Genomic DNA, 15,044 nt, shown 5'->3' with positions numbered 1-15,044 from the left:
AGCAGCGGGAGGGGGCGAGACCCGGCCGCCCCAGTAGCCGTGCTGCCCCCTGCTGCAAGGCGCGTCAGCGCAGTGGGCGGAAGGCGGTGCGGAGTTCCTCGGTGAGGATCTGGGGCTGTTCCCAGGCGGCGAAGTGGCCGCCCCGGTCGACCTCGTTCCAGTGGATGATGTTGCCGAAGGTCCGCTCGCCCCAGCTGCGCGGCGCGGGGTAGATCTCGCCGGGGAAGACGGTGACGGCGACGGGGACGTCGGGGATGGGGACGGCGTTGAAGGGGCCGCCTCCGGCCTGGTAGCCCTCCCAGTACAGGCGGGAGGAGGAGGCGCCGGTGTCGGTCAGCCAGTACAGGGAGATCGCGTCGAGGATCTCGTCACGGCTGAGGACCTTCTCCGGTACGCCGCCGGAGTCGGTCCACTCGGCGAACTTGTCGTAGTAGTAGGCGGCCATGGCGACGGGCGAGTCGTGCAGGGCGTAGGCGATGGTCTGCGGGGTCTGGTTCATCATCGCCGCGTAGCCGAAACCGTCGTGGTAGAAGTGCAGGAGCCGGTTGTAGGCCCGTGTCTCGGGGGCGCTGAGGCCGGCCGGGGCGGGGTCGGAGTTGAGCAGGTGACGCAGGATCTCGGGCGGGACGGTGCCGGGCATGTTGACATGGATGCCGAGCAGGCCCGCGGGGCGCAGGGTGGCGAGGTTCTCGGAGACGATCGCGCCCCAGTCGCCGCCCTGGGAGACATAACGGGTGTGGCCGAGGCGGAGCATCAGGGTGTGCATCGCGCGGGAGGTGCGCAGCGGGTCCCAGCCGGTGGTGGCGGGTTTCCCGGAGAAGCCGTAGCCGGGCAGGGTCGGCAGGACGAGGTGGAAGGCGTCCTCAGCCCGGCCACCGTGGGCCGTCGGGTTGGTGAGCGGGCCGACCACCTTCAGCAGCTCGATGATCGAGCCGGGCCAGCCGTGGGTCATGAGCATCGGGAGGGCGTCGGGGTGCGGGGAGCGGATGTGGGCGAACTGGATGTCCAGGCCGTCGATCTCGGTGATGTACTGCGGCAGGGCGTTGAGCCGGCGTTCGGCCCTGCGCCAGTCGTAGCCCTTGCCCCAGTACTCGACCAGCGGGCGGAGTCTGGCCAGCTGGGCGCCCTGGGAACGGTCGGTCACGGTCTCCTGGTCGGGCCAGCGGGTCGCGCGGATACGCCGCCGCATCTCCCGCAGGTCCGCTTCGGGGACCTTGATGCGGAACGGGCGGACCCCCGGGATCTGCGGCACGGCCGCGGAGCCTTCCGCTCCTGATGCGGCGGTGGCGGTGGCGGGGGCGGGGGCCGTGAGCTGGCTCGCGGCCACCACGCCCGCCGCTCCGGCGGCCATGCCGAGGAACCTGCGGCGGCCCGTGCCGCCGTCGTGGGAAGTGTCTCGTGTCGTCATTGTGGGGCTCCTTCTGTTGGTTCGGTTCAGAGGGTGGGGGGTCGCCGCGCCCGGTCCGGATGGTGGCGGGCGCGGCGGGGTCAGGCATCGGGGAATGGGGCGATTTCGGCGGGTGGTGTCGAGGCCGACGACCGGGCTTCGTTCCCGGCGGGGCGTCGGATCCCGGCCGGTGTCAGTAGATCCGTTCGGCGTGCCACACAGGCGTGTCCGGTGTCCAGGCGCGGACCATCAGCTCGGCGGACTGCGGGCGTGGCTGGAGTGAGAGGCGTTGGCCGGACGCCGTCCGGTTGCTCAGGTACACGTACCGCGTGTCCTCACCGGGTACTCGGGACACACACCACACGTAGCCGTCGTCGTAGGAGCGGAACGGGTCGAGGGTGACCGCGCTCTCGTCCCTCGTCTCCTGCGGATGGTCCGCCGTGGAGTTGACGTATCTTCCGCCCTGGGTGAGGTAGTAGCAGGGTTCGTCCCCACGCAGCTTGACCGGGACCATGGTGAACCGCTGTTCGGGCCGGTCGCTGTCGGGTCTGAGGACCACCGATGTGTGTGCTGCCGATGTGTTGGCTTCGAGGGCCAGCGCGGGTGAGGTGAACTCCACCAGATGGAGTTCGTTGCTGTTCGCCATCGTGCGGGGATCGCCGAGGAACCATCGCTGGCCTGCTGAGCCGTCGTGGTCGCGGGCTGTCAGGGCTTGGCCGTTGCCGAGGGCGGTGAGCACCTGGCCGGTGACCCGGTTCTCCAGTGTCCAGGTGCCGTCGCCATGGCCGGCCGGCCGCCAGAGCTGGTCCTGCTCGCTTCTGGGCCACAGTACGATCCGCCCGTCCCGTGCGCCGCCTTCCTGTCCCAGGTAGTGGCCGCGGAAGGGGGCGTCCTGGTAGATCAGACGGTAGTAGCCGGGGTACTCGGGGTCGGCTGCCAGGTGGAACGTCTGGGACTGGGGGTTGTCGGCATCGACCGGCTGGTCCGTGACGACATGGCTTGAGCTGCCTGAACTCCTCGAAGGACCCGCGATGTTGGTGGTGGCCGCGTTGCGCAGCAGTGTCATGTCGCCCACGTCCTGGTCGATCCCGCCCAGGGGCGGAGCCGGGGTCACGCCGCCGAGGGTGAACTCGACGGGGAAGTGGTCCGACATCAGCATGGTGTCGACCCGGGCCTGGCTGATGACGGTGGGTGCGGCGCCGGGGCCGGTCGGGGTGACCGCGTAGTCCAGGACTCTCTCTGTCATGTCGTCGCTGGCGCTCTGCCGCATACGGGTGGGATGCGTGTGCACATGGGTGGCGTGGACCTGGAAGCCGGAGCCGAGGGCGTCCGACAGGGAGCCCGGTTCGCGGTTGTTGTCACCCAGGGAGATCCAGGGCAGCGGGGGCTGGTCCGGGCCGGTCGCCTCGGCCATCATGGTGCGGATGTTGCGCATCAGCCCTGGGACGTCGTTGCCGCTCCCCGAGAGTCCGTGCACCGTGAAGTAGGCGACGCCGTCGACGTTGACACCGAGCGCGGGCCGGCCGTCGATCCCGGTGCTGATTCCCCGGTCGGTGACGAAGACGTCCTGCGGCTGGACCCGGGTCCGGGTCGCGATGGCCAGGTTGACCCGGCCGATGTTCTGCGGGTTGAAGTCCGAGTGGATCCAGTACAGGTACAGCAGGGGCCGACTGGCGGTTCCGGCGATCCGGAACTCACGCACCGGAGGGTAGCTGCCGTCCCACTGGATGAGCCGGTTCTGCGGAATGTCCCGGAGGTGGACCGCGCCGCCGGGCGGGGCTCCGGCCTCCTGGAGCAGTGCGACGGAGGCGCCGGTCTGCTGCATCAGCGGGATCAGTCCCATGGAGTACTTGTTCTCGTTGCTCGCCGACGAGGAGCCCTGCATGTTCCAGGTGATGACCTTGCGTTCATCGTCGTCACGGGGTTCGAGCCCACCACCGGTGTTCCGCAGGAAGAGGGACGAGCGGCGGCCCTCGGTGCGGGTCACCACGCCCTGTCCACGGAAGTCGGCGGTCTCGCTTCCGGTCCAGTCCGCGATGTCCTGCCCGCCCTGGGCGAGGGCCCGGAACCGGTGCGGGGCGCCGTTGTCGGAGCCGAACTGGAAGACCGTACCGGCCCCGGCGCCTTGGCTTCCGGCCGAGTACGGGGCGTACGGTTCGAACGGGCCGCCCGGTGTGGTCTGTTTGATCAGGGTGTTGTTGAAGAAGACGTTCTGCGGTCCCGACGAACCGGCCCACTTGGCGGCCTTGGGTCCGGCCGCCCACCAGATCGGGTACCAGGTGCCGGGGTCGCTCTCGCCGCCCTCGCCACCGCAGTTGGCCTGGCAGTTGGCCGAGCGGTGCTCATAGGGAATCCGCACCGTGTTCTGCTCGAACAGGTTGTAGCGCTCCCAGCCGCCGTGCAGGTTGAGGTCCGAGTCGAGGTCGTTGCGGAAGGCCACATTGCCGCTGGCCGACCACTGGAAGGTGAAGTGGCGCAGATTGCGGCTGTGGTTGTAGGCCCACAGGGAGTCCCACACCCGGCTGCCACGCAGATAGCCGTTGCCGCCCTTGCCCTTGTTCCAGGCGCCGTCGAAGCTGTTGCGCTCGATCTGGAGGTTGCGCGCGTTCTCCGTGACCACGGGGTGCGAGCCGGTCATGGTGCCCTTGAGGCCCCGGGCCCAGCTGTTGGCGGCCCACTTGTAGACGATGCCGTGCATCGCGTACTCGGGCGCGAGATTGCCGTAGTTGTTCACGGCCTGCTGGGGAGTCAGCTCATAGGTGCCGCCGCCCAGCTTCGGGAGGCCGTCCAGGTCCTGGGTGAACGCGAAGTCCTCGAATCCGACCCCTTCGACGACCTTCAGCGGGGTGACCTTGCTCGGATACGGGGTGTCACCCAGCGGATCGGAGCCGTCCGAGACGGAGTCGACCGGCAGATCCCACTCCAGCGGGCGGTCCAGGGTGATCTGCCGGGCGGTGGCGTCGATGCCGGTGACCCGGAACATCTGCTGGCGCATATGGAGGTTCTCCATCTGACGCCGGTCGGTGACACCCTGCTGCGCATAGAACTTGGTGCTGTTGGCCGCGCCGACCCAGACATAGCCGCCGGAGCTGAACTTGGACATGTTGGCCGTCGCGACCAACTGGACGACGCTGCTGCCCTGGCGGGCCGAGAACCCGGGGTCGCCGGGCCGTGCGGCCAGTTTGATGCCCGAGGCCCAGTGCTGGTTGACGCTGCCCTCGAAGATGTCCTTGCGGTTGGCGGGGGCCGCCGCGTGATCGTCCCGGTACCGCTCGGCCAGGTCCCGGGTCTGTACCCGCAGCATCCCGCGCCCCGGCCACATCCAGCCGCCGGTGCCGGTGTCGCTGCCGGTCCCGGCCGTCATGCTGTCCTGGTCCCAGCGGCCGTTGACCACGGTGTCGTACCGGGTGTTGACGTCCGGCCGGAACACCAGGCGGGTGCCGCCGTCCCCGGAGCCCTGACCCCGCAGGATCAGATAGTCGGCGTCGACATAGATCTGCCGGGTCACATCGATACGACCGGACGGCAGGGAGATCAGCGACAGCCGGTAGAAACCGGCCTGCGGCGAACACCGGCTCTTGATGTCGTCGATCGCCTTCTGGAGCCCGGTGGTGTCATCGGCCCCGTCGTCCGGGACCACCTGGTACGTGGAGGCGAGGCGGTCCGGGGTGATACGGCACGCCGCGTCGTCGGTCACGGCTTCGTCGCCGGGCGGCTTCATGCCGCCGCGGAATCCGGCGCGCGACCAGTCCGGCAGCCCGGCGGGGGCGGTCGTACGGTTGGCCTGGCTGAGGTCCGGTCCCTCGGCGCCCGGCCCGGCCTGCACGACGGCGGACTTGACACTGCCGGCGGGCGTCGCCGCCGAGGCGACGAACGGCAGGGGGAGGGAGAGGAGGAGACCGGCCAGAACGGCGGCCTCGGGTCTGAGGCGTCTCATGCGTCATCTCATTTCTGCGCACTTGTGGGCTCGGGTCGGAGAAGGTGACCGGATCGGCGGCCGGTTCGGCATCCGCCCGGTCGAAGTGCCGAGGCGGCTCGCGGCGGCGCCGCTCGTCCGCTGCGAAGGACGTGCCTGAATCGCCGCTACGAGGCGGGCGGATGCGGCAGCCAACCGAAGTCGGTGGCCTTCTTCCACAGAACCCCGTTCTGCCCACCGGCCGAACCGTTGATGACGTAGTAGGCGCCGCTGCCGTTCACCACGGCGAGCGGGGCACGGGGGCCCGCCCACGCATAGGAGTTCTCCTCGTAGAAGTCGGAGGACTGGCCGTCGCGCGCGATACGGAAGCTCCCCATCGTGAAGTCGCGCTCCGTGAGGGCGATCACGCCATAGCCGTTTCCGGAGAGCGCGACCGACGGCGCGTAGGCGGTCCAGCCCCCGATGTTCCTCGGATTGCTCCAGTGGGGGGCGCCGTACTGCTGGCGGGCCATGTACACGTTGTGGTCGAGGCCCGTGAACGCGAGCACGATCTGGTTCCAGGGCGCCGGGCCGTCGCCCACCTGCGCCGCGAGGGCGGGCGCGTCCTTGCTGCGGGCGTTCGGGATGATGCTGGGGGAGATGAAGGACGAAGAGCCGCCGTCGTAGTACATGGCCCAGATGTCGTCGGTGGTCTGGCTGTTCCAGGCCAGCAGATAGGAGTTGTTCGGCAGGGCGGCAGCCGCCACGGACTGCTGGTCGTAGGTGCGCGCGTCATGCGGGATACGGGTCGCGGACGGCAGTGCGGCGGGCAGTTGGAAGCCCGTGGTGAGCTGGACGCGGTGCTGGTAGAGGTGACCGTCCTGCCCGGTGTGGAAGATCCGGAAGTTGCCGCGTCCCCCGTCGTCGGTCCAGATCACCGTCGGTGCCGCCCAGGTCTGCGCATGGCCGGTCGAACCGGCGGTCGCCGGGAGCTGGAAGGCGTTGCTGTTGTTCAGCGAGATCCAGATGCCGTCGTTGTCGGCGCCGCGCCACGCGTGGAGGATGTTGCCGCGGTTGTCGCGGGCCTCCGCCTCGGTGGAACCGCTGCGGATCGTCCCGCCGGAGTAGGTCACCGGGGACCACTGGGTTCCCTCGTCGGGATAGCCCCAGACACTGGCCGACGCGGGCGCCGACGCCGCGACCACGGCGGCGAAAGAGGCCAGGAGCCCGACACCGGCCAGCCGGAACTTCTTCATTTCCTGATACATGGGTTCTCCTCGTGATGTCTCGGATGGATCGTCGGTGGGGTAGCCGATGGATGTCCTTCACGGGCACGCCGTCGGCTGTGTGCACCGCCCGCTCAGGCGCGCAGCAGGAGTTCCGCCGCGCGTTCCGCGAGGGCGTAGACCGTGGCGTTGGTGTTGGCGGAGGGGATGGCCGGGATGACGGAGGCGTCGGCGACCCGCAGGCCGGTGAGTCCGCGCACCCGTAGTTCCGAGTCGACGACGGAGACGTCGTCCTCGCCCATCAGACAGGTGCCGACCGGATGGCAGTAGGAGCTGAAGTACCGCTTGGCATAGGCGGCGACATCGTTGTCCGTGACGATGTCCGGTCCTGGGGCGACCTCTTCGGCGCCCCATGCGGCGAGCGGCTCGGACGCGGCGATCCGGCGGGCGGTCCTGATCCCGGCGAGCACGGTCTGCACGTCGGCCTCTTCGGCGAAGTAGCGCGGGTCCAGCACCGGCCGGGCGTAGGGGTCGGCGGAGGTGATGCGGAGGCTGCCCCGGCTGGCCGGGCGCATGGGTGAGACGCCGATGGTGAACCCGTTCGACACGGCGGCGACCGGGTTGGGCAGCGGAATGTCGATGAAGATCAACTGGATGTCGGGGCCGTGGAGTCCGGAGCCGCTGCTCAGCAGGCCGATGATCTCACCGTGGTTGCCGCGCGGTGTCGGCACCGGGCGCCGGACGCAGTGGACCAGGTTGGCGCGCGGGTGGTCATGGAGGTTGGCGCCCACGCCGGGGAGCTGGTGGAGAACCTCCACCTGGGCCTGGCGGAGGGTGTCCTCGGGTCCGACGCCGGAGCGCAGCAGGAGGTGGGCGGAGCCGATGGTGCCCGCGGTGAGGACCACCTCACGGCTCGCGGTCGCGGTACGCAGCCTGCCGTCGATGTCGTACTCGACTCCTGTGCAGGTGGTGCCGTCGAAGAGCAGTCGGTGGGCGACGGCGCCCGTCTCCACCTGGAGGTTGGGCCGGCCGAGGGCCGGGGTGAGGTAGGCGTCGGCGGCGCTCTGCCGGCGTCCGTCCACGATGTTCAGGTCGACGGGGGCGAAGCCCGTTTCGAGGCCGCCGCTGATGTCACGGGCGCGGGAGTGACCCGTGGCCAGGGCACCTTCCAGACACGCCAGGAGGACATCATGGGGCTCGGTGGCCGGAGCGACCGTGAGCGGGCCCTGCGTACCGCGGGCGGAGGCGCCGCTGAGGACGGTCTCGGTGCGCTGGAAGTAGGGCAGCAGCTCGACGAAGGTCCAGCCCTTGGCGCCGTGGGCGCTCCAGGCGCCGTAGCTGGTGTGATGGCCGCGGGCGAAGACCATGGCGTTGATCGCCGACGACCCGCCGAGACCCCGTCCGCGGGGCAGGGGCACGGGGGCGCCGGAGGCGCTCTGGGGCACGGTGCTGTCACCCCAGTTGGCGGGCGTGGTGGCGAGGCCGGGCCAGGCGGACGGGCGGGTCACCGCGTCCGGCAGCTCGGAGGCGGGCGGGCCCGCTTCGAGCAGCAGCACCTGGAGGTCCTCCTGCTCCGAGAGCCGGGCGGCGAGGACACATCCGGCGGTGCCGCCGCCGACGACGATCACGTCGTATCCGGCGTTCGTCTTCTCTGTCATGACCTGGTCGCTCATGCCCCCGTCCCCAGGGCGAGTGCGTGGGTGAGCTGCTCGGTGTTCATGGCGTAGGACGGGTCGAGGGCCTGGACCGAGCGGAAGACGTCGACGGTCGTGTCGTCGTCGTAGGTGACCTGGAGTTCGGCGGCCAGGGAGAGCCAGGTGGTAAAGGTGACGCCGAGTTGGGTGAGGCGGGTCAGGGCGGTGTCGTGGGCGACCTGGGTGGAGCCGGCGGTGGCGTCGGCGACCACGGTCACGCCGAGCCCTCGACGCAGGGCGCCGAGTGCGGTGCGCAGGACGCAGCCTTCGGTGGTGAGTCCGGCGATCACCAGGTGGCGTACGCCGGTCGCTTCGATGGCGGCTTCGAAGCCGGGGTGGCCGAAGGCGTCGAAGGAGCCGGCGCGGTGGACGAGGGGGAGGTCGCCGATCTCCCGGGCGAGTTCGGGGTAGAGGGTGCCGCGCGGGTCGCGTTCGGGGCCGAGGGTCACCACCAGCGGCGCCCCGTAGCCGAGCGCCATACGGGCCAGGGCGACGGCCCCGGTGACGTTGTCGGCGATGGGCTGGGTCCGGATGAGGTTGGCGTAGCCGGTGACGTAGTCGACCAGGACGAACGCGGTGTTCTCCGGGGTCCTTGCTTCGATGTCCATGACGGTCTCTCTGAGGGTGCGGATACGGGGCTGGCTACGGGGGTTCCGACCGTGCCTAGGCGCGTTTGCGGACGAAGAGCACGGCGGCCAGGGCGGCGAGGAGGGCTCCGACGGCGGGGATCAGGACGGCCAGATGGAGCGCCGAGGTGAAGGCGTCTTCGAAGGCGGCCGTGACGTCGTCGTGGATCGCGGCGGGGACGGCGGTGATCGGGGTGCCGGAGGCGATGCCGTCGGTGACGGCGGGGGTGGCTTCGGAGGGGACTCCGTGCCGGGTGAGCTGGTCCGGCAGTCGGCTGATGAGCCCGCTGGTGAGGATGGTTCCGGTGACGCTGGCCCCGAGGGTGTTGCCGATCTGCCGGAAGAGGTTGACGGTACCGCTGGCCATGCCCGCCTCCGCCGGGGCGACGCTGACGACCGCGGCGGCGGTGCTGGGCGGGAGGACCAGGGCCGCGCCCGCGCCGAAGACTCCGAGGTAGAGGCCGATCAGGGCCGGGGAGGTGTGTGCGTTCTGGGTGAGCATCAGCAGCGTTCCGGTGGCCGCGACCAGGGAGCCGACGGTGAGTGTGACTTTGAAGCCGAGTCTGCCGACGATCCGGCCCGCCACGGCGCTGACCAGCAGATAGGTGCCGGTCACCGGCAGGGTGAGCAGGCCGGTCTCCAGGATCGATGTGTGGCGGACCCGCTGGTAGAACAGGACCTGCGCGATGGCCATGCCGACGAACGCGTACTGCGCGACCAGCGCGATCAGGTTGGCCGCCGTGAAGGAGGGGTTGCGGAACAGCCGCAGGTTCAGCATCGGGGTACGGCTGCGGCTCTCGACGACGAGGAACGCGGCGAGGACCACGATGAACCCGGCGAAGGACCACAGGACCACGGGGGTGGTGAAGCCCGCGTATCCGCCCTGGATGACGGCGTAGTTCAGCAGGCCGATGGCGATGACGGTCAGGGCGAGCCCCGGCGGGTCGAGGTGGCGTCCGGGCTGGCGGCTCTCGGTGATGTGGCGGGGGGTGAGCGCGAGGATCACCACCGCCAGGACGACGTTGACGAGGAACGCGGCGTGCCAGGAGAAGTAGAGCAGGATCGCGCCCGCCAGGATCGGGCCCAGTGCCAGCCCGAGGCCGGAGACGGCTACCCAGATGCCCACCGCGGTCGTCCGTGCGTGGGGGTCGTGGAAGGAACTGGTGACGATCGCGAGGCTGGTGGGCAGGATGGCCGCGCCGCCCAGCCCCATGATCGCCTGCCCGGCGATGACGACGCCCGCGGAGGGCGCCAGGAAGACCAGGAGGCTGCCCAGCCCGAGCAGCACAGCACCCGCGGTGAAGACCCGGCGGCGGCCGAGGATGTCACCGAGCGTTCCGGCGGCCAGGACGAAGCAGGCCACCATCATCGCGTAGACGCTGGCGATCCAGACCAGTTGCGTGCTGCTGGTGTGCAGCGCGGCCTGGACCGAGGCGAGCGTGGCGGTGGTCTGGGTGATGTTGATGAACAGTCCGAGCTGCCCGAGGCTGACGACGGTGAAGCCGGGCCAGGGGCTCTTCACCGGCTCCGGTGCGGCGGCCTGTACGGTTTTGGGCGTTGGTTTCTGGCGCTCCGTCAGTGGGACGGAGGTGCTCGGGGAAGACATCGGAACCCTTCCACGGGTGAGTCGGTGCGGGGAGTCAAGTCAGGTCAGTGCAGGGGCACGTCGAGGACGGCCTTGCGGTGGCTGAAGGTCTCCAGGGAGTACCGGCCGTGGTAGTTGCCCATGCCGCTCTCACCGACACCGCCGAAGGGCAGGGTGGGCACGGTGACATGCATGACCGGCAGACCGAAGCTGACGGCGCCCGAGGAGGTCTCGGTGATCAACCTGGCGCGGGTCGTCTCGTTGCCGGTGAAGGCGTAGGCGGCCAGGGGCTTGGGGCGGGCGTTGATGAACGCGATCGCCTCGTCCAGGTCGGCGACGGTGAGGATCGGCAGGATCGGTCCGAAGATCTCCTCCTGCATGACCGGCTCGTCCGGGCGCACGTCCCGCAGCACGGTCGGGGCGATGTACTTCTCGGCCCGGTCGTGGTCCCCGCCGACCGCCGTGCGGCCGGAGCCGGCCAGGCCCAGCAGACGCTGGAAGTGCCGGTCGTTGACGATGCGCCCGTAGTTGCCGGCCGTCTTCGGGTCGGCGCCGTAGAGCTGCTCGATCGCCTTGCCGAGGGCCTCGGTCAGGGCGTCCGCGGTCTCCGGGTCGGTGAGGACGTAGTCGGGGGCGATGCAGACCTGTCCGGCGTTGGTGAACTTGGTGGCCGCGAGCCGGGCGGCGACGGTCTCGATGTCGGCGTCACGGTCGATGAACACCGGTGACTTCCCGCCGAGTTCGAGCGTGACGGGCGTGAGGTGCTCGGCGGCGGCCCGCAGCACGATCCGGCCCACGACACCGTTGCCGGTGTAGAAGATGTGGTCGAAGGGCTGGGCGAGGAGGGAGGTCGTCTGCTCCACACCGCCTTCGACCACGGCCACGGCGTCGGTGTCGAGGTAGGCGGGGACGAGGCGGCCGAGGAGTTCGGAGGTCCGCTCGGCCAGCTCCGAGGGCTTGAGGACCACCGCGTTGCCCGCCGCCAGCGCCCCGGCCACGGGGACCAGCAGCAGGTAGATCGGGAAGTTCCAGGCGGAGATGACCAGGGTGACGCCGAGCGGGTCGTAGCGGGTGTGGGCCGTGCTGCCGGGCGGGAGATAGGGGACGGCGACCTCGGCGGGCTCCGGGGCGAGCCACTCCTCCAGATGCTCCAGATAGTCGTCGATCTCCACGACCGTGGTACCGATCTCGTCGCTGTCCACCGCGGCGGCGTCCTTGCGCAGATCCGCCCACAGCGCCTCGGCTATCGCGGCACGGTTCTCGGTCAGCATCGCCCGCAGCCGGGTCAGCTGCTCCACCCGCCAGGCCAGCGGCTTGGTGCGTCCGTCGGCGAAGGTACGGCCCAGCCGGGCGAGCAGCGCGGCGGCGTCGTCGGAGGAGAAGGCGGGGTACGTGGTCATGAGGTGTTCCCTTTCGGTGAGCAGGAGCGGATCTCAACAGGTCGGCGCCCGGGGTCGCGGCGCGCTCGGAGGCGCGTATCGGTGGCGGACATCGGCGGCGACGCCGTCCGCGTCCCCCGCGAGCGTCAGGCGGTCGTGTCGAGGACGACCCGGAACCGGGCCTGACCGGACATCATGCGCGTGTAGGCGGCCGGTGCCTCCCACAGCGGCATCACCTCGATCAGCGGCTGGATGCCTTGCCGCTGGGCGAAGGCGAGATTGTCCTCGTTCTCGATGGAAGTGCCGGTGAGCGTGCCTCCGATGGAACGGGTACCGAAGATCAGGTCGGTGGTCGCGACGGTCATCGGGTCGGCGGTGGCGCCCACCACCATCAGCTGGCCCTGCGGAGCCAGACCGGTGACCAGGCCGTTCATCGAGGCGCCACTGGAGGCGGTGGCGATGATCGCGTCGGCGCCACCGAGGGCCCTCAGTGCCTGACCGGGGTCCTCGACCGTGCTGTCGATGTAGTGATCGGCGCCGAGGTGGCGCGCCAGTTCGGCCTTGCCCTCGCCGCGGGCGATAGCCGCGACACGGTGGCCGAGGTGGGCGGCGTACCGCAGGCCCAGGTGCCCCAGACCGCCGATGCCCTGTATCGCCACCAGCCCGCCCGGTCGGACGGACAGCCGTCCCAGGGCCCGGTACATGGTCAGCCCGGCGCACAGCAGGGGCGCCGCTGCCAGGGCGCCGAGCCCCTTGGGCAGACCGACCAGTCCACTGCTCCTGACGTAGACGACCTCGGCGTACCCGCCGTCGACCGTGGTCCCCGTCTGCGGCTGGTCGGAGCAGTTGACGAAGTCACCTCGACGGCAGCTCTCGCAGTGCCCGCACTGTCCGCCGAGGAAACCGACCCCGACCCTGTCGCCCACCTGCCAGCCCCACACACCGGCCCCGACCGCGTCGATCACACCGACGATCTCGTGTCCCGGGACGATCGGCGTGCCGGGGTCGGCACGCCATCCTTCCGCCGCCACGGCGTCGGAGTGGCACACCCCGCACGCCTCCACGCGCAGCCGCACCTGCCCCGGCTCGGGCTCCCGGATCTCGCGCTCGACCAGCCGGAACTGCCTGCTCTCCGTCACCTCGAAGGCACGGTATGTAGACACGATCTTCCCTTCGTCGCGGGGCTTCTCTGCGGGGCACTGAGTGAATAGGACGCCGGAGACTTGGTGAATATGACCGGTCACTTTACACGATCGTCAAACGGCTGCAAGCGGGAGAACGAGACGACACGAAACGGACCGCGCACCTTCCACCGCCCCCGGACCAGCCCGGAGGCAGCACTCACCCACCCATCCGGTTCACCCGAGGCTCACCACTGGGCTCGGGGCTCACCGCTGGGCGAACCCGGACCCCGGGGCACGCCCGGCGATCAGGACTCGGCCTTCTTGCGAGCCCGGTAGGCGGCCACGTTGGCCTTGTTGCCGCACACCTCATAGGAATGCCACCGTTGGGTGCGGCTGCGTGTGGTGTCGTAGAACGCGTGGCGGCAAGCCTCGTTGTCACAGATGCGGATACGGGACCACTGGTCGGCCGCCATGAGGGCGGCCACCGCGCGGGTGATGCCCCCGACGACCGGATCGCCCCCCACCTGCCGCAGCCCCACCTCTCCCGGCACCGTGAAGTCCTGGCGCAGGGTGATCGAGGAGGCGTACTCATCGAGTTCGACCAGGCGGGTGTCCGCCTCCGTCGCGCTCTGCGGCCACACCATGCCCACCAGGACCCCGCGCAGTCCGCGGACCGCGTCGAGGCGCCCGGGAGTCGGCGCTTCCGGCGAGCCGAAAGGCTTCAGGATCACACCGGCCGTCTCGGGGTCGTCGAGCCGGTCGGGAAACATGTCCCCCGCCCCATGCCGCCGCGAGTTGAGCAGATCCACGATCAGCGCGGCCTCCGGGGGAACCCGGGACGCGAGGCGTGTCCGTCCGTCTGTGGCCATGTCCCACACCGTAGCACATGGGCTAACCCATGAAGACCTTTACATCCGTCGATCGAACATGCTAGAACTGAAATGGCCAAAGCGAGATAGCCCATTACTCCAGTTACTCCGGTCACCGGCGAGGCAGGACGCGACGCGTCCCAGCGGTACCGGGCGAGGCATCGGGAGCACCTTCGACGCAGGCGACCCCACGCCGCGCGACCCGGGCGCCGCCCCCGAGCAGCCCTGAGAACCCCAGAGGGAGAAGGACATGAGTGAGATCAAGACCCAGTTCCGCACGATCGACGGTCTGTCGATCCGGTACGCCCAGAGCGAGACGCCCCACGAGCACGAGGCACTGCTGCTCAGCCCGTGGCCGCAGAGCCTCTACAGCTACGACGCCAGCTGGTCGCTGCTGACCCGGCACGCCCACCTGACCGCCGTGGACCTTCCCGGGTTCGGACACTCCGAGCTGCGGGAGGACCTGATGTCACCCGCCGCCATGGGCGAGTTCATCGTGAAGATCGCCGACGCCTTCGGTCTGGAGAAGCCCCATGTCGTGGGCCCAGACGTCGGCACCGCCGCCTCCCTGTTCGCCGCCGCCCGGCACCCGGACCGGTTCCGGAGCCTGGTCGTGGGCACCGGCGGAACCTCGGTCCCGCTGGCCCTGGGCAGCCCCCTGCGCGAGTGGGTGCTCGACGAGGACCTCGCCCCCTACCGGGCCTACCCGCCCAGGGCCGCCGTGACTGCGGCACTGGAGACCATCCAGGGCTACGAGCTGCCCGAGGCCGTCCGCGAGGACTACCTGGCCTCCTACGTCGGCCAGCGCTTCGTCGACCAGATGGCCTACGTCCGCGCCTACCCCGCCGAACTGCCGGTCCTCGCCGAACTGCTGCCGGGCATTCAGACGCCGGTCCAGATCGCCACCGCCCGCCACGACGCGGTGGTCCCGCCGGAGAACGCGGAGTTCCTCCACGAGCGCCTGCCCCACAGCAAGCTCGACACCATCGAGGCCAGCCACTTCGTCTGGGAGGAAGCGCCGGCCGAGTACGCCAAGGTCGTCACCGACTGGTGGCAGGCCAACTGACCTCCTCCCACCCCGGAGCGAGGGCGCCGCGAGCGACGCCCATGTGCCCGCGTTCCAACCGGTGATTCATGTTCGGCATCAGGTCCGCGAATGCGGTCCTGTACGATGAACACGCTACGGAAGACGATCGGTCATTTTGCATTGACCAGGGCTCCGTCCTGCTCTCTTGCCGCGACCGCACCCGCACCTACCG

The 15,044-nt window shown here is 70.0% G+C and carries 10 protein-coding genes; 1 reads left to right on the top strand and 9 read right to left on the bottom strand.

The genetic code is table 11. The features are described 5' to 3' along the window. Positions 1 to 64: 64 nt before the first annotated feature. From AB0D49_RS26215 to AB0D49_RS26175, 9 genes are all read right to left on the bottom strand, one after another. Positions 65 to 1,408: an epoxide hydrolase family protein gene (locus tag AB0D49_RS26215; protein ID WP_362761646.1), complete on the bottom strand. Its 1,344-nt coding sequence runs from the start codon at positions 1,406 to 1,408 to the stop codon at positions 65 to 67. Between the two features lie 172 nt (positions 1,409 to 1,580). Further along, complete coding sequence (locus AB0D49_RS26210) at positions 1,581 to 5,324, bottom strand: hypothetical protein (RefSeq protein ID WP_362761645.1); 3,744 nt, start codon at positions 5,322 to 5,324, stop codon at positions 1,581 to 1,583. Positions 5,325 to 5,470: 146 nt separating this feature from the next. Next, positions 5,471 to 6,550 carry a hypothetical protein gene (locus tag AB0D49_RS26205; RefSeq protein ID WP_362761644.1) on the bottom strand — a complete coding sequence of 360 codons (1,080 nt, stop codon included), beginning with the start codon at positions 6,548 to 6,550 and terminating at the stop codon, positions 5,471 to 5,473. Positions 6,551 to 6,642: 92 nt separating this feature from the next. Continuing rightward, positions 6,643 to 8,181: a GMC family oxidoreductase N-terminal domain-containing protein gene (locus AB0D49_RS26200; RefSeq protein WP_362761642.1), complete on the bottom strand. Its 1,539-nt coding sequence runs from the start codon at positions 8,179 to 8,181 to the stop codon at positions 6,643 to 6,645. Next, complete coding sequence (locus tag AB0D49_RS26195; protein ID WP_362761641.1) at positions 8,178 to 8,810, bottom strand: isochorismatase family protein; 633 nt, start codon at positions 8,808 to 8,810, stop codon at positions 8,178 to 8,180. The genes AB0D49_RS26200 and AB0D49_RS26195 overlap by 4 nt, the downstream gene beginning before the upstream one ends. 55 nt (positions 8,811 to 8,865) lie before the next feature. Continuing rightward, complete coding sequence (locus tag AB0D49_RS26190) at positions 8,866 to 10,434, bottom strand: MFS transporter (protein WP_362761639.1); 1,569 nt, start codon at positions 10,432 to 10,434, stop codon at positions 8,866 to 8,868. 44 nt (positions 10,435 to 10,478) lie between these two features. Further along, a complete protein-coding gene (locus AB0D49_RS26185) occupies positions 10,479 to 11,813 on the bottom strand; it encodes an aldehyde dehydrogenase family protein (protein WP_362761637.1) in 1,335 nt (444 codons plus the stop codon). Between the two features lie 125 nt (positions 11,814 to 11,938). Continuing rightward, positions 11,939 to 12,955, bottom strand: a complete 1,017-nt coding sequence (locus AB0D49_RS26180) for an alcohol dehydrogenase catalytic domain-containing protein (protein ID WP_362761635.1) — start codon at positions 12,953 to 12,955, stop codon at positions 11,939 to 11,941. Positions 12,956 to 13,221: 266 nt separating this feature from the next. After that, positions 13,222 to 13,785 (bottom strand): CGNR zinc finger domain-containing protein, encoded by a 564-nt coding sequence (locus tag AB0D49_RS26175; RefSeq protein ID WP_362761633.1) that lies wholly within the window; start codon positions 13,783 to 13,785, stop codon positions 13,222 to 13,224. A gap of 250 nt (positions 13,786 to 14,035) precedes the next feature. Between AB0D49_RS26175 and AB0D49_RS26170 the strand changes: the two genes are divergently transcribed. Continuing rightward, entirely contained in the window at positions 14,036 to 14,851 is an 816-nt protein-coding gene (locus tag AB0D49_RS26170; protein ID WP_362761631.1) for an alpha/beta hydrolase, read from the top strand. Positions 14,852 to 15,044: the final 193 nt, after the last annotated feature.

The organism is Streptomyces sp. NPDC048290 (assembly GCF_040652095.1).
In the GTDB taxonomy this organism is placed as follows: Bacteria; Actinomycetota; Actinomycetes; order Streptomycetales; family Streptomycetaceae; genus Streptomyces.
The sequence above is the reverse complement of the archived record's forward strand: the minus strand, read 5'-3'. Positions and strand labels throughout refer to the sequence as shown.

What these genes read in the sequence shown, in the direction of transcription:
- AB0D49_RS26215 (WP_362761646.1), bottom strand. Translation starts at nt 1,408, where the DNA reads ATGACGACACGAGACACTTCCCACGACGGCGGCACGGGCCGCCGCAGG.
- AB0D49_RS26210 (WP_362761645.1), bottom strand. Translation starts at nt 5,324, where the DNA reads ATGAGACGCCTCAGACCCGAGGCCGCCGTTCTGGCCGGTCTCCTCCTC.
- AB0D49_RS26205 (WP_362761644.1), bottom strand. Translation starts at nt 6,550, where the DNA reads ATGTATCAGGAAATGAAGAAGTTCCGGCTGGCCGGTGTCGGGCTCCTG.
- AB0D49_RS26200 (WP_362761642.1), bottom strand. Translation starts at nt 8,181, where the DNA reads ATGAGCGACCAGGTCATGACAGAGAAGACGAACGCCGGATACGACGTG.
- AB0D49_RS26195 (WP_362761641.1), bottom strand. Translation starts at nt 8,810, where the DNA reads ATGGACATCGAAGCAAGGACCCCGGAGAACACCGCGTTCGTCCTGGTC.
- AB0D49_RS26190 (WP_362761639.1), bottom strand. Translation starts at nt 10,434, where the DNA reads ATGTCTTCCCCGAGCACCTCCGTCCCACTGACGGAGCGCCAGAAACCA.
- AB0D49_RS26185 (WP_362761637.1), bottom strand. Translation starts at nt 11,813, where the DNA reads ATGACCACGTACCCCGCCTTCTCCTCCGACGACGCCGCCGCGCTGCTC.
- AB0D49_RS26175 (WP_362761633.1), bottom strand. Translation starts at nt 13,785, where the DNA reads ATGGCCACAGACGGACGGACACGCCTCGCGTCCCGGGTTCCCCCGGAG.
- AB0D49_RS26170 (WP_362761631.1), top strand. Translation starts at nt 14,036, where the DNA reads ATGAGTGAGATCAAGACCCAGTTCCGCACGATCGACGGTCTGTCGATC.